Origin of the sequence: Rhodopseudomonas sp. G2_2311, from assembly GCF_047501505.1 — a bacterium.
GTDB classification, from domain to species: Bacteria; Pseudomonadota; Alphaproteobacteria; order Rhizobiales; family Xanthobacteraceae; genus Rhodopseudomonas; species Rhodopseudomonas palustris_H.
Genome location: NZ_JAZDRK010000006.1, coordinates 108,236 through 127,186 on the forward strand (window position 1 = coordinate 108,236; position 18,951 = coordinate 127,186).

The following is an 18,951-nucleotide window of genomic DNA, read 5'->3' on the forward strand; positions in this document are numbered from 1 at the left end:
TGTCCTTACGCGGCCTTGGCGGCGCCGATCAGCGCCAGCGCCTCAGTGGGATCGAGCCGGCCGTCGTACAACGCCCGCCCGGCGATCGCGCCTTCGAGCTTTTTGGCGCGCGGGCTGAGCAGCGTCTTGACGTCTTCGATCGAGGCGAGGCCGCCGGAGGCGATCACCGGGATCGAAATCGCCTCGGCCAGCGCGATGGTCGCGTCCCAGTTGATACCTTTGAGCAAGCCGTCGCGGGCGATGTCGGTGAAGATGATCGCGGCAACGCCGGCGTCTTCGAACCGCTGCGCGATGTCGAGCGCGGTCACTTGCGAGCTTTCGGCCCAGCCCTCGACCGCAACGTTGCCGTCGCGGGCGTCGAGACCCACGGCGACACGGCCCGGAAAGGCCTTGGCGGCTTCCTTCACCAGCGCCGGATCGCGCACCGCGGCGGTGCCGATGATGACGCGGGCGATGCCCTTGGACAGCCAGGCTTCGATCGTCTTGAGGTCGCGGATGCCGCCGCCGAGCTGCACCGGCATCTTGACCACCTTCAGCATCGCCTCGACCGCCTGGGCATTCATCGGCTTGCCGGCGAAGGCGCCGTCGAGATCGACGACGTGCAGGTACTGGAAGCCCTGGGCCGCAAAGCTCTGCGCCTGGGCGGCGGGATCGAGGTTGAACACGGTGGCGCGCGCCATGTCGCCCTGTTCGAGCCGCACGCACTGGCCGTTCTTGAGATCGATCGCGGGGAAGAGAATCACGGCTTCCACTTCAAAAAGTTCGAGATCAGCGCCAGGCCGAAGCGCTGGCTCTTCTCGGGGTGAAACTGAGTCCCGATCGCGGTGTCCTTGCCGACGACGGCGGTGACCGGCCCGCCGTAATCGGCGCGTGCCAGCACATCGCCCTCGTGTTCGGCGGCGAGGTGGAAGGAGTGCACGAAGTAGGCGTGCAGGCCCTTCGAACCGAGCGGTAGCCGGTCCAGCACCGGGTGCTCGCGGACCTGATCGAGCGTATTCCAGCCCATATGCGGGATCTTCAGGTCCTCGCGGTTGGGCGCGATCTTGACGACGTCGCCGGCGATCCAGTTGAGCCCGTCGGTGGTGACGTGCTCCTTGCCGCGGGTCGCCATCAACTGCATGCCGACGCAGATGCCGAAGAACGGCCGGGCCTTGACCCGCACCGTCTCGTTCAGCGCCTGGACCATACCGTCGATCGAATCCAGCCCCTTGCGGCAGTCGGCGAAGGCGCCGACGCCGGGCAGAACGACGCGGTCGGCCCGAAACACCTGGTCCGGATCGCGGGTCACCAGGATCGGTTCGGGGTTTTCCATGCTCCGCGCCGCGCGCTCGAACGCTTTTGCCGCCGAGTGCAGGTTGCCGGAGCCGTAGTCGATGATCGCAACGCTCATCGCGAGCCTCCGGGGTTCGGGAACGAACCGAAGATGTCGCCATGGATCGACGACGCGGGCAGCGGAATGCTGCGCGCCGGCGGCGGCGCGCCGCGGTCGACCGGAAGGGTGAAGCTGATCGGCTGCGGCTGGCCTGCGACCCAGCGATCGAAGAACCGCCGTTCGGCGATCTCGCGGTCCTCGCCGACCGCGACGCCGACGGACTGCCAGCCGCGGCGGGCCAGTGTCCAGCGCCACAGGCTGCCGGCTTCGAGCCCGAGCAGGCTGGCGAGCAGCAGCGCGACCACGAACCGGGTGCCGCTTCCCGCATGCAGCGCCGTGAGCGCCACTGCGGAGACGGCGATCACCACCAGATAGCCGAGCGTCGCCAGCCAGAGCCGGCGATACAGCAGCCAGAACGGGCCGAACACGAAGGCCCAAACGTAGAATCCATCGCGGACAAAGCGGAATTGATCGGGCGCAGCCTGCTGCAGCTCGTCATCGTCCGCCCGCGGGGCATGAACAGTGAACACCGGCATGGACTTGTCTCCGCCGCCCGACGGCGCTTAGCCGCCGAGCTGCCCCTTGGTCGAGGGCACTTCGCCGGCCGTCTTGGGATCGATCGCGACCGCCGCGCGCAGCGCCCGGGCCAATCCCTTGAAGCAGGATTCGGCGATGTGATGGCTGTTCTCGCCATATAGGGTCTCGACGTGCAGAGTCACGCCCGCGTTCATGGCGAAGGCCTGAAACCACTCCCGCACCAGCTCGGTGTCGAATTCGCCGATCTTGTCGCGCGGGAAGTCGGCCTTGAACACCAGGAACGGCCGGCCCGAGACGTCGACCACGACCCGGGTCAGGGTCTCGTCCATCGGCATGAAGATGCTGGCATAGCGGCTGATGCCCGCCATGTTGCCGAGCGCCTGCTTGACCGCCTGGCCGAGCGCGATGCCGACATCCTCGGTGGTGTGGTGGAAGTCGACATGGAGGTCGCCCACCGCCTTGACGGTGATGTCGATCCGCGAATGCTTGGCGAGCAGATCGAGCATATGGTCGAAGAAGCCGATCCCGGTGGCGGCGTTGGCCACACCGGTGCCGTCGAGGTCGACCGTGACCTCGATGTCGGTCTCCTTGGTCTTGCGCTTGATCGTCGCCGTGCGCATGAAGCGGGCTCTCCGGTAAAAACGCCGGTCTTTTAACAGGCCGGTGACACCTTCGCTACTGCGCCAGCTGCGGAGCGGGGCCGATCTTCGTCCTATGGTGAGCGGATTGGCCGCTCCGGCGGCCTCCCGGAGAGCAATTGCATCGCCGCCCGGCCGTGCCTAGATCAGCGCTCGCGAAAGGAACTCCATGGCACCTCATAGCTCTTCGGCAGACGCCGGCCCCCCGGTCTGGCACGGCACCACCATTCTGACCGTGCGCAAGGGCGGCAAGGTCGTGATCGGCGGCGACGGCCAGGTCTCGATCGGACAGACCGTGATCAAGGCCAACGCCAAGAAGGTCCGCAAGCTCGGCAAGGGCGATGTGATCGGCGGCTTCGCCGGCGCCACCGCCGACGCTTTCACGCTGTTCGAGCGGCTCGAAGCCAAGCTCGAGCAGTACCCCGGCCAGCTCACCCGCGCGGCGGTCGAACTCGCCAAGGATTGGCGCACCGACCGGTATCTGCGCCGACTGGAAGCGATGATGATCGTGGCCGACAAGGACGTGTCGCTGGTGTTGACCGGCACCGGCGACGTGCTCGAACCCGAAGCCGGCGTGATGGCGATCGGGTCCGGCGGCAATTACGCGCTGGCCGCCGCCCGCGCGCTGATCGACACCGATCAGGACGCCGAGACCATCGTGCGCAAGTCGCTCGGCATCGCCGCCGACATCTGCGTCTACACCAATGGCAATCTCACGCTCGAGACGCTGACCGCATGAGCGCGGCCGGGGCCGAACGGCCGATGTCGTCAGCGGCCGGCCTGCCGGTCCGCTGGGCACTGGCCGTCGTCCTGGCTCTGCTTGCCGTCCAGGCGACCGCGCTGTTTGCGATGGGACGGGTGCCGATCTGCACCTGCGGCACCGTCAAGCTGTGGCACGGCGTGGTGCAGAGTTCGGAGAACTCGCAGCACCTCACCGACTGGTACACGTTCTCGCACATCATCCACGGCTTCCTGTTCTATGCCGGCACATGGCTGCTGTTGCGGCGCTGGTCGTGGACCGCGCGGCTGATCGTGGCGACACTGATCGAAGGCGGCTGGGAGCTGGCTGAGAATTCGAGCTTCATCATCGAGCGCTACCGTGCCGGCACGATCTCGCTCGATTACTACGGCGACAGCATCGTCAATTCGGTCGCCGATACGCTTGCGATGATCTTTGGATTCCTGCTCGCACGCTGGCTGCCGATCGCCGCAACCGTCGCGATCGCGGTGCTGTTCGAAGTGCTGGTCGGCTTGCACATCCGCGACAATCTGACCCTCAACGTGATCATGCTGATTCATCCGTTCGATGCCATCCGGCAATGGCAGGCGGGACCTCCGATCATCTGACTCCGCTTGTTCCCTCGTTCGACCGACCTTACGTAGGCCCCATGACCGACTTTTCCCCCCGTGAAATCGTCTCCGAACTCGACCGCTTCATCGTCGGCCAGGCCGACGCCAAGCGCGCGGTCGCCATCGCGTTGCGCAACCGCTGGCGTCGGCTGCAGCTCGAAGGATCCTTGCGCGAAGAAGTGCTGCCGAAGAACATCCTGATGATCGGCCCGACCGGCGTCGGCAAAACCGAGATCGCGCGGCGGCTTGCGAAGCTCGCCGGCGCACCGTTCCTCAAGGTCGAGGCGACCAAGTTCACCGAGGTCGGCTATGTCGGCCGCGACGTCGAACAGATCATCCGCGATCTCGTCGAGGTCGCGATCGCGCAGGTGCGCGAGAAGAAGCGCAAGGACGTACAGGCCCGCGCCCAGGTCGCCGCCGAAGAGCGCGTGCTCGATGCGCTGGTCGGACCCGGTTCCGGGCCGGCGACGCGGGACTCGTTCCGCAAGAAGCTGCGCGCCGGCGAGCTCAACGACAAGGAAATCGAAATCGAGACCCAGGCCGGGTCGGGCTCGCCGATGTTCGAAATCCCCGGCATGCCGGGCGCCCAGATCGGCGCGGTGTCGCTCGGCGACATCTTCGGCAAGATGGGCGGCCGCACCAAGAAGCGGCGGCTGACGGTGGCGGACTCGCACGAGATCCTGGTCAACGAAGAAGCCGACAAGCTGCTCGACACCGATCAGCTGGTGCAGGAAGCCATCGCCGCGGTCGAGAACAACGGCATCGTGTTCCTGGACGAGATCGACAAGATCTGCGTGCGCGACGGCCGCAGCGGCGGCGAAGTCTCGCGCGAAGGCGTGCAGCGCGATCTGTTGCCGCTGATCGAAGGCACCACAGTGTCGACCAAGCACGGCGCAGTGAAGACCGAGCACATCCTGTTCATCGCCTCTGGCGCCTTCCACATCGCCAAGCCCTCCGACCTGCTGCCCGAATTGCAGGGCCGGCTGCCGATCCGCGTCGAACTCAATGCGCTCAGCCGCGACGACATGCGCCGGATCCTGACCGAGCCGGAAGCCTCGCTGATCAAGCAGTATGTGGCGCTGATGAAGACCGAGGGCGTGACGCTGGACTTCTCCGACGACGCCATCGACGCACTGGCCGATGTCGCGGTTGCGGTGAACTCCACCGTCGAGAACATCGGCGCCCGCCGGCTGCAGACCGTGATGGAGCGCGTCCTCGACGAGATCTCCTTCGTCGCCCCCGACCGCCACGGTGAGACCTTCCAGGTCGATGCGGACTACGTGAAGACCAATGTCGGAGATCTGGCCAAGAACACGGATTTGAGCCGGTTTATTTTGTAGCGGGGTTGTACGGCACTTCGTTTGCCCACGACGCCGCCACAAGTACAAACGTCATGCGCGGGCTTGACCCGCGCATCCATCCTTCTTCGCAAGACGATGGATCGCCGGGTCAAGCCCGGCGATGACGGATTTTTATGTATGATACGCCGCAAGTAACAACAGTCCTCGCTCCACCCAACCACGTCATCGCCGGCTTGTCCGGGCGACCCAGTATTGCAGAGCGTCTGCGTCCAATTAACAACCTCTCTGGGAGACTGGATCACCCGCATGCGCGGGTGATGACGTTGGGAACGGGGGCTCGTCGGCCGATGAACACCCTGTGCTTTGCGCACTAACCGCGCGCTCGTCTCACCCGCACGTACAACGCGCCTTCGCCGCCGTGGCCGATGTGGGCTTCGTCGAAGCCGACCACATAGGCGCGGAATTCGGGGAGAGCGAGCCACTGCGGCACCTGGCGGCGGAGGATGCCGCGTTCGGTGTCGCCGCTCTTGCCCTTGCCGGTGATCACCAGCACGAAGCCGAGCCCGTCATGACTGGCGCGCTGCAGGAAATACAGCAGCGCGTGATGCGCGCGCGCCTGGGTCATGCCGTGCAGATCGATCCGCGCGTCGATGTCCTTGCGGCCACGCGACAGATGCGCCCGTTCGCGGCGGCCCAGCGTGGCGAGCGGCGGCGGGGCGGTCGGGAGCGGTGGTTTCGCGGCCCGCTTGAGCGGTTGCGGCGGCGCCACCGGCGCCGGCTTGATCGCGGGTGCAGGGACCTGCGGATCGGCAATCTCGACCTTGATCAGCCGCGGCCGGCCGCGCAGCGGTTTGATCTGACGAGCTACGCCGTCCCACAGCGCCCGCTCGTCCTCAGTCAGGCTGCGCTTGCGGCGCGACATCGGCGGGTCGAGCGGCGGGATGATGCGTTTCATCGAGATCAGCGCAGGTGGCGATGGAGCCGCGAGTGGTGGGAGCGATGCCGTTGAGCCGGCGGCCGTGACGGCGCCGTGGCCGGCCGACTATCCGGTGTCGGGACAGTCGTGGCACCGTCTTTACCACCGGCCTTCGGCGGCGTCGCTGCGGGTTTGTTGGTTTTGGCGGGCGGGCGCGGCTCGGGCACCGGCAGACTGCGGGCGCGCGCAACCGGATCGAGACTCTTCGGCACCAGCATGGCGAAGGCGATCGGATGCCGGATCCGTCCTGCGATCGCGCCGGCTTCGGCACCGGCGCCGAAATACAGGTCGGCCCGCGCCGGACCGACGATCGCCGAGCCGGTGTCCTGGCCGATCATCAACCGCCGAAACGCTGTCTTCGCCGTCGGCGAATCGATCGGCAGCTCGCCCGTAATAAAGAACGGCGTGCCGTAGACGTGCAGCCCCTTGTCGACGGCGATCGAGCGGCCGGGGGTCAGCGGCACGCCTTGGGCGCCGATCGCTTCGTCGTCGTCCTTCAGCTCGACCTTGCGGAAGAACACGTACGAGCGGTTTGCCCGCCGCAGCTCCTTGGCGCCCTCGGGATTGGCCTCCATCCAATCGCGGATGCGGTGCATCGACATCTCTTCCCGCGGGATGATGCCGCGCTCGATCAGGATGCGACCGACCGGCGTGTAGGGGAAACCATTGTGGGCGTCGTAATTGATTCGGATCACCCGCCCGTCGGGCAGCTTGATCCGCGCTGATCCCTGGATCTGTGCGAACAGCAGATCGGTCTGGCTCTTCAGCCAGCAGATCTCCAGACCCCGACCGTCGATCGCGCCGTCTTCGATTTCCCCGCGGTCATAATACGGCACCAGCTTGCGCCGGCCGATCTTACGAAACACCGGCCCACCATTCGGCAGGGCCGCATCCTGCTTGTAGCCGCGGACGAACAGGTTCGACGGGCGGCGATACACCGGCACGGTGTAGTCGTCGGTCTTGACCGGCGAGCCTTCGATCACCGGCTCGTAATAGCCGGTGACGAAGCCGAGCGGCTCGCCGAGACGGGAGATCTGCAGCGGCACAAAATGCTGTTCGAAGAACGCGCGAGCCTCGGCCGCGGTGGTGACGTGCGCCGAGCGCGCCGCATGACATGGCTCCCACAACGAGCCGCCGAGCGGCTTGTCGATCGAGGGCACTCGGCCCGCCGCCAGGATCGGGCGGCAACTGACGCGGAAGGTTTTCAGCGCGGCGAGCTGATCGTCGGCGTCCCAACCAGGGACGTCCGGCCAGGCGACCGGCAGATATTGGCCGCCCGGGATTTCCAGCGGCCACAGCGGATGCCGATACTTTGCGTGATGCTGGGCGAATTTCGAGACGGATCGGGCGCCAGAATGGTGATGCCGGCTGCGCGCGTCCGCCTCACTCGGCGCAGACAATAGCGCGGCTGCGAGAACGCAGCCGGCCAGGGCGGCGCGGTACGCGCCGCGTACGTCAGCTGCCGCTGCCGGTCCCAACCAGCTTCCAGTTCGGATCGCGCGAGCTCGTGTCGCGGGCGAAGGTCCAGACGTCGGTGATATCGGCGACCTTGTCGGGCGAGCCGTCGACCACCGCGCCGGTCTTGTCGCGGGTCGCCGAGATCATCTGCGATACGAACTTCAGCGTCAGCATCGCGGTGCGATCGCGCAGCTCGGCGCCGATCAGCTCGGCCTTCTCGATCGACACGAAGCGGGTCTCGACCTTGAGATCGTTCTTCTCGCGATCCTTGATCGCCGCATCGAAGCTCTCATAGACCTCGCTCGACAGCAGATCCCGCAGCGCGCGGCGGTCGCCATTGGCGAACGCCATCACGATCATCTCATAGGCGCTCTTGGCGCCGGCGATGAAGTGCTGCGCGTCGAACGAGGAATCGTTCTGGGCGATGGCGTTGAGGCCGTGCTCAAGTTCGGAGTCCGGCTCGGCGATGCCCTTCCAGCGATCGGAGGGCGGCACCACGTCCGCGTTCGGCGCCATTGGCGCCTGGTCGATCACGGTGCCGGGCATCGAGATCACGTTGGTGTCCTGCTTGCCGGGAATCATGTCCCGCGCGGCAGCGCGATCGAACGGCGGCCGTTCGCTGCCGGTGCGCTGGCCGAGCACGTTGCGCAGACGCAGGAAGATGAACACCGCGAGCGCCAGGAAGATGATGGTGTAAATATCCACGTCGCATTCACTTTCTGATCGGGCCGGGGCCTGCCGGCGCGCTTTGGTCTCCGGCCTCGCGACGCCAACGCGGCAGAGAGCCGGTTTGCACCATGTAGGCATCAACCGCGGCGCGCCAATGGCGCGTTTTGGCACAGCCGGTGGGGTTGGCAACCCCACACAGCGATCTTTGGAGCTGTGGCCCGGCGAGCTTACGCGCTTCGCGCCCCGCCGGAAACCGGTGAGAGGCCCGAAAACCTGGCCGGTGGGCGGTTAAGGAGAGGTTTCGGCGGGCCATCCCGGGACCTTTAGGCTGTGGGCGCGGTATCCGGCACCCGCCTGCCGGGCTGCGGCCGCAGCCTCTGTCTACCTTGTGGAACGCCGGGGGCGTATGATAGCCACTCGCCAAAGCACCTGCCCATTGTTGCGACGCCCTCTGCAAGTCGGCGGCCGCCATCCAATCCGCTTCCAGGAGAACCATCGATGACCAACGGTAACGGCACGCCTCCCGAGGGTGCTCCTCCGCAACTCAATGTGCTGGCGCAGTACACCAAGGATCTGTCGTTCGAGAACCCGAACGCTCCGGCGTCGCTCGCCCCGCAGCAGCAGCAGCCGGCGATCAACATCCAGATCAACGTCGGCGCCAACAACGTCGGCGAGAACGAATACGAAGTGACGCTGTCGATCGAAGGCAAGGCCGAATCCGGCAGCAGCGTCCTGTTCAGCTTCGAGCTGGCCTATGCGGGCGTGTTCCGCGTGCTGAACGTGCCGCAGGAGAACCTGCATCCGCTGATCATGATCGAATGCCCGCGGCTGCTGTTCCCGTTTGCCCGCGAGATCATCGCCAGCGCCGTGCGCGACGGCGGGTTCCCGCCGCTGATGCTCGACCCGGTCGATTTCATCGGCCTGTATCGCCAGAACCTCGAGCGCGCCCAGCAGCAGGGCCAGCCGAGCTGATCCGCTCGCCGCTCACGCTCATGACTTCTGCAATGCCCGGCCGACGTGCCGGGCATTGTCGTTTCGGGGGGATATAAAGCTCAGGCGCCGACCGCCAGATAGTCCGGCCAGATCGCCTTGTCGCCCATCGTGGCGATGAAGGCGCGGTGGGCTTCGAGGTCGGCGTCGGTCAGCCGGTTCGGTAGCGGCGCGGGTCGCTGGCGGCGACGGTTCTCGCTGGCAGCCCCGACCACCTCGGCCGGCACATCGGCCAAAATGAGCTGCGACTGCCGGGCGCCGATCAGGTCGATATAGACTTCGGCCAACAGCTCGGCATCGAGCAACGCGCCGTGTTTGGTCCGGCGCGAATTGTCGATCGCGTAACGCGAACACAGGTCGTCGAGCCGGTTCGACACGCCCGGATGCTTGCGGCGGGCCAGCAGCAGGGTGTCGACCAGGCGATCGCGCGGCACCGGCGCACGCGACAGCCGCGACAGCTCCGCATTGATGAAGCCGATGTCGAACGAGGCGTTGTGAATCACCAGCGGCGCATCGCCGATGAATTCGAGAAACTCGTCGGCCACCTGTGCGAACAGCGGCTTGTCGGCGAGGAATTCGCTCGACAGCCCATGCACCGCAAAGGCTTCAGCCGGCATGTCCCGTTCGGGATTGAGGTATTGATGATAGGTGCGGCCGGTCGGCATCCGGTTGAAGATCTCGACGCAGCCGATTTCGACCAGTCGATCGCCGCGCAGCGGATCGAGGCCGGTGGTTTCGGTGTCGAGGACGATCTCACGCATCGCTTTTGATCAGGCCGTGTTGGTCGCCGTGCGAATCAGTCGCGCCGGCGCGGCATTTTAGCAGCGGCCTCGAGGATTTCGCGGATCTGAAGCCGCACCGGGTCGAGTCCGTTGGAGGTATCCACCACGAAATCCGCGCGCTTGCGCTTCTCGGCATCGGGCATCTGCCGGGCCAGAATCGCATCGAGTTTTTCAGGGGTCATGTTGTCGCGCGCGAGAATCCGTTCGCGCTGGACCTCCGGCGAGGTCGTCACCACCACCACCGCGTCAACGCGCTTTTCGCCGCCGGTCTCGAACAGCAGCGGGACATCGACCACCGCGACCGGCGCGCCCGATGATTCGGCATCGTCGAGAAACTGCTGGTGATGGGCGCGCAGCATCGGGTGCACGATTGCTTCGAGCCGCTTCATCGCGGCCGGATCATGCACGACCTTCGCGGACAACAGCGCGCGATCGACCTTGCCGCCGACCGTGGTGCCGGGAAATGCCGCTTCGATCGCCGGCACGGCTTCGTTCTCGTAGATCTTATGCACGGTGGCGTCGGCATCGTAGACCGGCACCCCGGCTTCCGCGAACAGCTTGGCGGTGGTCGATTTGCCCATCCCGATCGAACCGGTCAGTCCGAGCACCAGCATTCCGTCGCCTCCGTCTTTTTCTTCCGCGCGAGACGTTTCAGATCCGATCCCGATCGGTGCTGCGTCTCGCTTGTTGTTTGGTTCGTCGCCCGCGCCTCAGACCGCCAGCAGGTTCTGGCTACGCAGAAAACCGAGCAACGGCAACAGCGGCAGACCGAGGATGGTGAAATGATCGCCGTGGATGCCGTCGAACAGGTGGACCCCGAGACCTTCGATCTGATAGGCGCCGACGCTGGTGGTGGCCTTGTCGCCGACGACGTCGAGATAAGCGTCGATCTCCGCCTCGGTGAGCGGCCGCATCGTCATCCGCGCGATCGACACATCGGCAAACAGCGTGATGCCGTTGCGGACGATAGCGATCGCCGAATGCAATTCATGACGGCGGCCGGCGAGTTCGCGGAGTTGCTTGGCAGCGGCGGTGCGGTCGGCGGGCTTGTTGAAACCACGCGCGCCGAGCGCCAGCGTCTGATCGGCGCCGAGCACCAGGCGGCCGGGATGATGGTTGCTGACGAACGCCGCCTTCTGCTGCGCCAGCAGCGCGGCGATCTCACCCGGCGCACTGAGGCCAGATGCGTCCGCGATGCCGCGCTCATCGATGTCGGCCGGAATCGCATCGAACGGAATTCCGGCGTTGCTAAGCACCGTCTGGCGGGCGCGGCTCTGCGAAGCCAGCACCAGCGGCTGCGGCCCAAGCCACAGCGTCATTCCGGCACCCTCTGGCGCTGCCGATCGGCAAGCAGTTTCATGATCGCCGCCGCAGTCTCTTCGATCGAACGGCGGGTGACGTCGAGCAGCGACCAGCCATATTTGGCGCTGAGCTTGCGCGCCAGCAGCACCTCGTCGGTCACGGCCTGACGATCAATATAAGAGTCGTTGCCCGTACCGGCGCCGAGACTGAGAAGCCGGTTCTGTCGCACCTGGATCAAACGCTCCGGCGACGCGTGCAGACTGACCACGAGCGGCTTCTTTAACGTCTCAAGCTGATGCGGAATCGGAATGCCGGCGACCAGCGGCACGTTGGCGGTGCGGATGCCGCGATTGGCCAAATAGATCGAGGTCGGCGTCTTCGAGGTGCGCGACACACCGACCAGCACCACATCGGCTTCTTCAAGTCCTTCGACGTGCTGGCCGTCGTCGTGCATCATCGAATAGTTCAGCGCATCGATCCGCTGAAAATATTCGGCATTGAGCGTGTGCTGCGCACCGACGCGGCCCATCGTCGACGCGCCGAGATAGGCTTCGAACAGCTGCATCACCGGACCAATGATCGACAGGCTCGGGCTGTTGATCTCCTGGCATTTCGCCTCGAGCCGGGTGACCAGCTCGGTCTCCAGCAGCGTGAACAAGACGATGCCGGGCGCTTCCTCGATCTCCTGCAGCACGCGATCGAGCTGCTTCTGGCTGCGCACCAGCGGATAGACATGCTCGACCGGGGTGACGTTGGCGTATTGCGCCGTCACCGCACGCGACACCGTGATCAGAGTTTCGCCGGTCGAGTCCGAGACCAGATGAAGGTGAAAGTAGCTGCCGTCGGTCAGCATCGTAGCCCTGTGTAACCTGTGAACAACGGGGCGAGAATCGCACCAAAGCTGACCCCCGGCCGTCGCGGTCGGGATAACCCGGCTTTTTCTTCACAGGCGTCGGGTGAGAGAAGCATTTCGGGATGGCAATGAGGTTAGCGGGTGAATGTGGATTTGTCTCTCGGTAATGCGGCGACGATCCGGCGCAACCCTCTGATCCTGCAAGAGCCCGACGAACAGACCAGCAGTTGGGGATGACTGTGAAGATGTGGGTCGATGCGGAAGAACTCTGGAATGCCGTTGGGTGAGTCAAATCCACGGCCACTTAGACTCAAACCTTAAGAATCTATAAATATTGATAAGAAAGCGGGCGCTTGCGGAAATCTCCGCATTCGAGCATTCGATCAACGCGCGATGCGGGTCCTGCGTTCCGGATCGTCTGGCGGCTTCGCGGCACAGCGGAATGGAAGATCGAATGATCGACTGGGTGGATGTCTATCCGTGGGTGAAGACCCTGCACGTGGTGGCGGTGATCTCCTGGATGGCCGGCATGCTGTATATGCCGCGATTGTTCGTCTACCACTGCGCCGCCGAAGTCGGATCGACCCAGTCCGAGACTTTCAAGATCATGGAACGCCGACTGTACCGGGCGATCATGAATCCGGCCATGATGGTCGCGTGGGTTGCTGGTTTGGCGATCGCCTGGGAGCAGGGCTATTTCACCTCGGGTTGGTTTCACGCCAAGCTCGCCGCCGTCGTGCTGATGACCGTGATTCATCTCCTGCTCGGCCGCTACGTGCGCGACTTCGCCGCCGACCGGAATACCCGGTCTCATAAATTCTATCGCGTTATCAATGAGATACCGACGCTCCTGATGATCGCGGCGGTGCTGTTCGTGATCGTCAAGCCGTTCTGACGGCCCTGGATGACGGTACGGCGTCGATCGTCTTGCGTGGACGCAACGGATTTTCTATACTGGCATTCGTCCCACCTAAAGCAGGCGAATGTGGTTGCGATCAGGTTCCTTTCTGAACCGGCCGCCGCATCGGGTCTGAAACCTCCCGCACCTTCCTTGCTCAAGACACCGTCGACCTGAAGACCTGCGGACTCCGGTTATTTCCTCCCGCTTTTTCTTCCGCTGACGAATCCCCAGTCTCGTTTCCACAGGACCACCCCCATGCGGGAAATCAAACTTCAAGACCTGAAGGCCAAGACGCCGGCCGAACTCGTTTCGTTTTCGGAAGAGCTCGGGGTCGAGAACGCCAGCACGATGCGCAAGCAGGAGCTGATGTTCGCCTGCCTCAAGCAGCTGTCGGCTAAAGAGACCGACATCATCGGCGAGGGCGTCGTCGAGGTGCTGTCCGACGGTTTCGGCTTTCTGCGCTCGCCGGATGCCAACTACCTTCCGGGCCCGGACGACATTTACGTTTCGCCTTCGCAGATCCGCCGCTTCGGTCTGCGCACGGGAGACACCATCGAAGGCCACATCCGCAGCCCGAAGGAAGGCGAACGCTACTTCGCGCTGCTCAAGGTCAACTCGCTGAACTTCGAAGATCCCGAGAAGTCCAAGCACAAGGTCAATTTCGACAACCTGACGCCGCTGTTTCCGGATGAACGCTTCCGGCTTGAGATCGACGACCCCACCCGCAAGGATCTGTCGGCCCGCGTCATCGACATCGTCGCTCCGATCGGTAAGGGCCAGCGCGCGCTGATCGTCGCGCCGCCGCGCACCGGTAAAACGGTGCTGATGCAGAACATCGCGCACTCGATCACGGCGAATCACCCCGAGTGCTACCTGATCGTGCTGCTGATCGACGAGCGGCCCGAAGAAGTCACCGACATGCAGCGCTCGGTGAAGGGCGAGGTGATCTCCTCTACCTTCGACGAACCGGCAGTCCGCCACGTTCAGGTCGCCGAAATGGTGATCGAAAAGGCCAAGCGCCTGGTCGAACACGGCCGCGACGTCGTCATCCTGCTCGATTCGATCACCCGCCTCGGCCGCGCCTACAACACGGTGGTGCCGTCTTCGGGTAAGGTGCTGACCGGCGGTGTCGACGCCAACGCGCTGCAGCGGCCGAAGCGATTCTTCGGCGCCGCCCGTAATATCGAAGAGGGTGGGTCGCTCACCATCATCGCCACCGCGCTGGTCGATACCGGCTCGCGCATGGACGAAGTGATCTTCGAAGAGTTCAAGGGCACCGGCAACTCGGAGCTGATCCTCGACCGCAAGGTCGCCGACAAGCGCACCTTCCCGGCGATCGATATCTCGCGGTCCGGCACCCGCAAGGAAGAGCTGATCACCGATCCGCAGCTGTTGAAGAAGATGTACGTGCTGCGCCGTATCCTCAACCCGATGGGGACGATGGACGCGATCGAGTTCCTGCTCGACAAGCTGCGCAACACCAAGAACAACTCGGAATTCTTCGACTCGATGAACACCTGACCGAGTCGAATAACCGGCCATCAAGGGCGCCCCAGCGGGCGCCCTTTTTGTTTGCGTTCGGAACAGCGCCTCGGCAAGACAGCGCCATGCATCCGAGCGACCAGACCATCTTCGCCCTTGCGACCGGACCGCTGCCGTCGGCAATCGCCATCCTGCGTGTCTCCGGATCGCGAGCGGGCGACGTGCTGAGAGCGCTGACCGGATCTCTGCCGTCGCCGCGGCGCGCCGTGCGCTGTGATCTTCGGACCCGCGGCGGCGAGTTGATCGATGACGGCGTGGCGTTGTGGTTTCCGGCGCCTGCGTCCGCGACCGGCGAAGACGTCGCCGAATTGCACATCCACGGCAGCCGCGCGGTGGCGGCGGCGTTGATCAAGACCCTCTCGGCGTTCGAAGGCGTGCGGCCGGCGGAGCCAGGCGAGTTCACCCGGCGGGGCTTCGAAAACGGCAAGCTCGATCTGACCGAAGCCGAAGGTCTCGACGATCTGATCCATGCGGACACCGACGCGCAGCGGCGTCAGGCGCTGCGCCAGCTCGGCGGCGTGCTCGGCGACCGGGCGCGGAGATGGCGCGATCAGATCATCGAAGCACTGGCGCTGGTCGAAGCGGGGATCGACTTTTCCGACGAGGGTGACGTTGCCGATGAGCTGATGGGGCCGGCGCGGGCGAAGATCGCCGAGCTGTCGGCAGAGATCGCCGAGGTGTTGGCCGAGCAGGGCCGGGGCGAAAAGCTTCGCGACGGGATGGTGGTGGCGATCGCCGGGCCGCCGAATGTCGGCAAGTCGACTCTGATCAATCGCCTGGCGCACCGCGAGGTGGCGATCGTCTCGCCGCATGCCGGCACGACCCGGGATGTGATCGAGGTCCAGCTCGATCTCGACGGCTACCCGGTGACGGTGATTGATACCGCAGGACTGCGAGACAGTGACGATCCGGTCGAGCAGGAGGGTGTGCGACGCGCCCGCTTGCGGGCCGCGGCGGCGGATCTGGTGCTGTGGCTGAGCACGGCCACGGATGCGTCGGATCCGGATGTCAGCGGTCCGGAAGTCTGGCGGGTCCGGAATAAGATCGATCTGGCGGTAAGTGAGGTCGCAGGATTGAGCTCGTCAGAGCCCGGTTTCCGGATTTCCGCGGCGACGGGCGAGGGGTTTGCGGAGTTGCTGCGCGAGCTGACGCAATTTGCTGCGCAATATTTCGGGTCTGCAGAAGCCGGATTGATCACGCGGGGCCGCCATCGGCTGTTGCTCGCCGAAGCGGCGGCATCACTGGAGCGCAGTCTCGTGCCGGGACTGGCCGAAGAAATCGTCGCCGAAGAACTTCGTGCTTCAGCTCACAGCCTCGGCCGATTGCTCGGGCGGGTGGACGTCGAGGACGTCCTCGGTGAGATCTTCAGCCGGTTCTGCATCGGCAAATAGGCTCACCGGGTTGCCGATCAGCGGCGTGGTTACGATTGGTTAACCACGATACCGGGATTTCGGCACCGCTGTTTCACGTGAAACAGTCCGGTGAGGTTTAGCCGGTATCAAGGTCGGCGGACTCGCCTTCAAAGCTCCTCGGAGCTGAGCTACAACCCCACCATGCGCACCTCTTTCGACGTCATCGTCATCGGTGGCGGCCACGCCGGCTGCGAAGCTGCGGCTGCGGCTGCCCGGATCGGCGCGGCTACCGCCCTCGTCACCCATCGGTTTGCCACCGTGGGTGCGATGTCCTGTAATCCGGCGATCGGAGGGCTGGGCAAAGGTCATCTGGTCCGCGAAGTCGATGCTCTGGACGGCTTGATGGGCCGGGTCGCCGACGCTGGCGGCATTCAGTTTCGGATGCTGAACCGTCGCAAAGGCCCCGCCGTCCGTGGTCCCCGCGCTCAAGCCGATCGCAAACTGTATGCGGCTGCGATGCAGACCGCGATCCAGGCCATTCCGAACTTGTCGGTGATCGAAGGGGAGGCCGACGCACTGCTCTGGCAGAATGGCCGCGTGACCGGCATTCGGTTTGGCGACGGCCGGGAGTTTGCGGCCGCGGCGGTCGTGATCACCACCGGGACCTTCCTCCGGGGGCTCATTCACCTCGGCGAGCGAAGCTGGCCGGCGGGCCGGATCGACGAAGCCCCGGCGATGGGGCTGTCAGGATCGTTCGAAGCGCTCGGATTCGCCCTCGGCCGGCTCAAAACCGGCACTCCACCACGTCTGGATGGCCGGACGATCGACTGGAGCGCGGTCGAAATGCAGCCCGGTGATGATCCGCCGGAGCCGTTTTCGGTGCTGACGCCCGCGATCACCACGCCGCAGATCGAATGCGGCATCACCCGGACCACGACGGCCACCCATGAGGTGATCCGCACCAATGTGCATCGCTCGCCGATGTATTCCGGGCAGATTCAGTCCACCGGACCGCGCTATTGCCCGTCGATCGAGGACAAGATCGTCAAATTCGGCGACCGCGACGGCCACCAGATCTTCCTGGAGCCGGAAGGGCTCGACGATCCGACGGTCTATCCCAACGGGATTTCGACCTCGCTGCCCGAAGACGTGCAGCGCGCAATCCTGAAGACGATTCCTGGCCTGGAGCGGACCGAGATGTTCCGCCCTGGCTACGCGATCGAATACGACCATGTCGACCCGCGAGAACTGGAACCAACGCTGCAGACCAAGCGATTGCGCGGGCTGTTTCTAGCCGGGCAGATCAACGGCACGACCGGATATGAAGAGGCCGCGGCCCAAGGTTTGGTTGCGGGTCTCAACGCGGCTTTGGCCGCCGGGGGAGGCGACCTGGCGGTGTTCGATCGCGCCGACGGCTATCTCGGCGTGATGATCGACGATTTGGTGACCCGCGGTATCACCGAGCCGTACCGGATGTTCACCTCACGGGCCGAATATCGCCTGACCCTACGGGCCGACAATGCGGACCAGCGCCTCACCGACAAAGGGCTAGCGATCGGCTGCGTCGGCACGGAGCGGGCAGCCTTCCATCAGGAAAAAATGGCGGCACTCTCTGAGGCTAAAGCGCTCGCCGAGTCGCTATCGATCACCCCGAACGAAGCCGCCAAGCATGGGCTGGCGCTGAACCGCGACGGCCAGCGCCGCTCGGCGTTCGATCTGTTGTCTTATCCGGAGATCGAGTGGGCTCAGGTCCGCGCGATCTGGCCGGAGCTCGGCAAGGTCGATCCGGGAATCGCGGTCCATGTCGAGATCGACGCCAAATATCATGTCTATCTGGAGCGGCAGACCGCGGACGTCGAGGCGTTTCGTCGGGATGAGAGCCTGCGGCTCACGGATGTCGATTACGCAGCGGTCCCGGGTCTGTCGAACGAGGCTCGCACGCGGCTGGAACGGCATCGGCCCCATACCGTCGGGCAGGCGGGTCGGCTCGACGGGATCACGCCGGCCGCCCTCGGAATTCTGGCGGCCTATCTGCGGCGTGAACAACGAAAGCGGAAATCGGCAGGGTAAGGTTCCGAGAGTGTTTCACGTGAAACACGCGGTCTCCCGCCCTGTTTCATGTGAAAGGCGAGCCGTCGATTGCAGATCGGTGCCGTATTCGATGGCCGGAATCGGTTTGCAAGAATATAGTCAAAACAGGCCCGCAGCGGCCGTTTCTCCGCAGTGAAGTTCCATGCAGCGCGCTGCCAAACCTCTCGTTTCTCTCTCTGATCTCGACGCCGACAAGGCGGCGGCGCTGAAGCTCGTCCCGATCTCATCAGCGCTCGAAGCGCGGCTCGATGCCTATGTCGCTTTGCTGCAGCAATGGCAGGCTAAGACTAATCTGGTCGCTCCCTCGACCCTGCCGCAGCTTTGGACGCGCCACGTCGCGGATTCGCTGCAGCTCGTCAGCCTTATGCCGCAGGCTCGGCGATGGCTCGACTTTGGATCTGGAGGCGGGTTCCCCGGCGTGGTGCTGGCCTGCGCGATGGCGGACGTCGGTGGACACGTCACATTGGTGGAGAGGATCGCCAAGAAGGCGGCGTTCCTGCGCGAGGCGCTCCGCGTGGCGGCCGCGCCGGGCACAGTAATGCTCGCGGACATCGGGGATAACGTGGATAGATTCCCACAGGCGCTTGATTGCATCACCGCCCGTGCGGTCGCTCCGCTACACCAGCTCATCGGTTTTGCCGAACCTCTGATGACCTCCGGAACCACGAAAGCGTTGTTTCTGAAAGGTCAAGATGTAGATGCAGAATTGACGGAAGCTACTAAATATTGGAAATTCCAGCCTAAGCTGCATGCCAGCGCGACCGGTGGCCAAGGCTGGATCGTCGAAATCGACCACATCGAACGACGCACATAATCGCCACCAACCAGCCGAAGAAC

At 64.7% G+C, this 18,951-nt stretch carries 20 protein-coding genes; 9 read left to right on the top strand and 11 right to left on the bottom strand.

Going from position 1 to position 18,951, the window contains the following annotated elements:
* Nucleotides 1–5 precede the first annotated feature (5 nt).
* The 4 genes from hisA to hisB are packed head-to-tail and all read right to left on the bottom strand — an operon-like array spanning nucleotide 6 to nucleotide 2,529.
* On the bottom strand, nucleotides 6–743 hold the full coding sequence (hisA, locus tag VRZ08_RS11495; protein WP_408018319.1) for a 1-(5-phosphoribosyl)-5-[(5-phosphoribosylamino)methylideneamino]imidazole-4-carboxamide isomerase: 738 nt from the start codon (nucleotides 741–743) through the stop codon (nucleotides 6–8).
* Nucleotides 740–1,390, bottom strand: a complete 651-nt coding sequence (hisH, locus tag VRZ08_RS11500) for an imidazole glycerol phosphate synthase subunit HisH (protein WP_346296121.1) — start codon at nucleotides 1,388–1,390, stop codon at nucleotides 740–742. The genes hisA and hisH overlap by 4 nt, the downstream gene beginning before the upstream one ends.
* A complete protein-coding gene (locus tag VRZ08_RS11505; RefSeq protein ID WP_414532612.1) occupies nucleotides 1,387–1,908 on the bottom strand; it encodes a DUF2628 domain-containing protein in 522 nt (173 codons plus the stop codon). The genes hisH and VRZ08_RS11505 overlap by 4 nt, the downstream gene beginning before the upstream one ends.
* A gap of 27 nt (nucleotides 1,909–1,935) precedes the next feature.
* Nucleotides 1,936–2,529: an imidazoleglycerol-phosphate dehydratase HisB gene (gene hisB, locus VRZ08_RS11510; protein ID WP_107342551.1), complete on the bottom strand. Its 594-nt coding sequence runs from the start codon at nucleotides 2,527–2,529 to the stop codon at nucleotides 1,936–1,938.
* A gap of 187 nt (nucleotides 2,530–2,716) precedes the next feature.
* Between hisB and hslV the strand changes: the two genes are divergently transcribed.
* The 3 genes from hslV to hslU are packed head-to-tail and all read left to right on the top strand — an operon-like array spanning nucleotide 2,717 to nucleotide 5,237.
* Nucleotides 2,717–3,286, top strand: coding sequence for an ATP-dependent protease subunit HslV (hslV, locus tag VRZ08_RS11515; RefSeq protein WP_011155876.1), 570 nt, complete (start codon nucleotides 2,717–2,719; stop codon nucleotides 3,284–3,286).
* Entirely contained in the window at nucleotides 3,283–3,894 is a 612-nt protein-coding gene (locus tag VRZ08_RS11520; RefSeq protein ID WP_414532613.1) for a DUF2585 domain-containing protein, read from the top strand. The genes hslV and VRZ08_RS11520 overlap by 4 nt, the downstream gene beginning before the upstream one ends.
* Before the next feature lie 41 nt (nucleotides 3,895–3,935).
* Entirely contained in the window at nucleotides 3,936–5,237 is a 1,302-nt protein-coding gene (gene hslU / locus VRZ08_RS11525; protein ID WP_012494055.1) for an ATP-dependent protease ATPase subunit HslU, read from the top strand.
* A 331-nt stretch (nucleotides 5,238–5,568) separates the two neighbouring features.
* On the opposite strand, the gene VRZ08_RS11530 is transcribed toward hslU, so the two are convergent.
* The 3 genes from VRZ08_RS11530 to VRZ08_RS11540 are packed head-to-tail and all read right to left on the bottom strand — an operon-like array spanning nucleotide 5,569 to nucleotide 8,337.
* On the bottom strand, nucleotides 5,569–6,153 hold the full coding sequence (locus VRZ08_RS11530) for a Smr/MutS family protein (RefSeq protein WP_414532614.1): 585 nt from the start codon (nucleotides 6,151–6,153) through the stop codon (nucleotides 5,569–5,571).
* Between the two features lie 5 nt (nucleotides 6,154–6,158).
* Nucleotides 6,159–7,652: an MltA domain-containing protein gene (locus VRZ08_RS11535; protein WP_414532615.1), complete on the bottom strand. Its 1,494-nt coding sequence runs from the start codon at nucleotides 7,650–7,652 to the stop codon at nucleotides 6,159–6,161.
* Entirely contained in the window at nucleotides 7,630–8,337 is a 708-nt protein-coding gene (locus VRZ08_RS11540) for a Tim44/TimA family putative adaptor protein (protein WP_107353894.1), read from the bottom strand. The genes VRZ08_RS11535 and VRZ08_RS11540 overlap by 23 nt, the downstream gene beginning before the upstream one ends.
* Before the next feature lie 462 nt (nucleotides 8,338–8,799).
* Here VRZ08_RS11540 and secB point away from each other — a divergent pair, with 462 nt between their 5' ends.
* Nucleotides 8,800–9,273: a protein-export chaperone SecB gene (gene secB / locus VRZ08_RS11545; RefSeq protein WP_011155870.1), complete on the top strand. Its 474-nt coding sequence runs from the start codon at nucleotides 8,800–8,802 to the stop codon at nucleotides 9,271–9,273.
* An 80-nt stretch (nucleotides 9,274–9,353) separates the two neighbouring features.
* On the opposite strand, the gene dnaQ is transcribed toward secB, so the two are convergent.
* From dnaQ to VRZ08_RS11565, 4 genes are all read right to left on the bottom strand, one after another.
* Nucleotides 9,354–10,052: a DNA polymerase III subunit epsilon gene (dnaQ, locus tag VRZ08_RS11550; protein WP_414532616.1), complete on the bottom strand. Its 699-nt coding sequence runs from the start codon at nucleotides 10,050–10,052 to the stop codon at nucleotides 9,354–9,356.
* Between the two features lie 35 nt (nucleotides 10,053–10,087).
* Complete coding sequence (gene coaE, locus VRZ08_RS11555; RefSeq protein WP_107342544.1) at nucleotides 10,088–10,687, bottom strand: dephospho-CoA kinase; 600 nt, start codon at nucleotides 10,685–10,687, stop codon at nucleotides 10,088–10,090.
* Between the two features lie 96 nt (nucleotides 10,688–10,783).
* Nucleotides 10,784–11,392 (bottom strand): Maf family protein, encoded by a 609-nt coding sequence (locus VRZ08_RS11560; RefSeq protein ID WP_107353891.1) that lies wholly within the window; start codon nucleotides 11,390–11,392, stop codon nucleotides 10,784–10,786.
* Complete coding sequence (locus tag VRZ08_RS11565; protein WP_408018331.1) at nucleotides 11,389–12,228, bottom strand: pyruvate, water dikinase regulatory protein; 840 nt, start codon at nucleotides 12,226–12,228, stop codon at nucleotides 11,389–11,391. Before VRZ08_RS11565 ends, VRZ08_RS11560 begins: the two co-directional genes overlap by 4 nt.
* A 454-nt stretch (nucleotides 12,229–12,682) precedes the next feature.
* Between VRZ08_RS11565 and hemJ the strand changes: the two genes are divergently transcribed.
* From hemJ to rsmG, 5 genes are all read left to right on the top strand, one after another.
* Nucleotides 12,683–13,123 (top strand): protoporphyrinogen oxidase HemJ, encoded by a 441-nt coding sequence (hemJ, locus tag VRZ08_RS11570; RefSeq protein ID WP_164571207.1) that lies wholly within the window; start codon nucleotides 12,683–12,685, stop codon nucleotides 13,121–13,123.
* Between the two features lie 261 nt (nucleotides 13,124–13,384).
* Nucleotides 13,385–14,650, top strand: a complete 1,266-nt coding sequence (gene rho, locus VRZ08_RS11575) for a transcription termination factor Rho (RefSeq protein WP_011155864.1) — start codon at nucleotides 13,385–13,387, stop codon at nucleotides 14,648–14,650.
* Between the two features lie 86 nt (nucleotides 14,651–14,736).
* The gene (gene mnmE, locus VRZ08_RS11580; RefSeq protein WP_414532617.1) at nucleotides 14,737–16,062 is read left to right on the top strand and encodes a tRNA uridine-5-carboxymethylaminomethyl(34) synthesis GTPase MnmE; all 1,326 of its coding nucleotides are present in this window, start codon (nucleotides 14,737–14,739) and stop codon (nucleotides 16,060–16,062) included.
* Nucleotides 16,063–16,224: 162 nt separating this feature from the next.
* Nucleotides 16,225–18,093, top strand: coding sequence for a tRNA uridine-5-carboxymethylaminomethyl(34) synthesis enzyme MnmG (gene mnmG / locus VRZ08_RS11585; RefSeq protein ID WP_414532618.1), 1,869 nt, complete (start codon nucleotides 16,225–16,227; stop codon nucleotides 18,091–18,093).
* A 163-nt stretch (nucleotides 18,094–18,256) separates the two neighbouring features.
* On the top strand, nucleotides 18,257–18,928 hold the full coding sequence (gene rsmG, locus VRZ08_RS11590) for a 16S rRNA (guanine(527)-N(7))-methyltransferase RsmG (RefSeq protein WP_414532620.1): 672 nt from the start codon (nucleotides 18,257–18,259) through the stop codon (nucleotides 18,926–18,928).
* The last annotated feature ends 23 nt before the right edge of the window (nucleotides 18,929–18,951 follow it).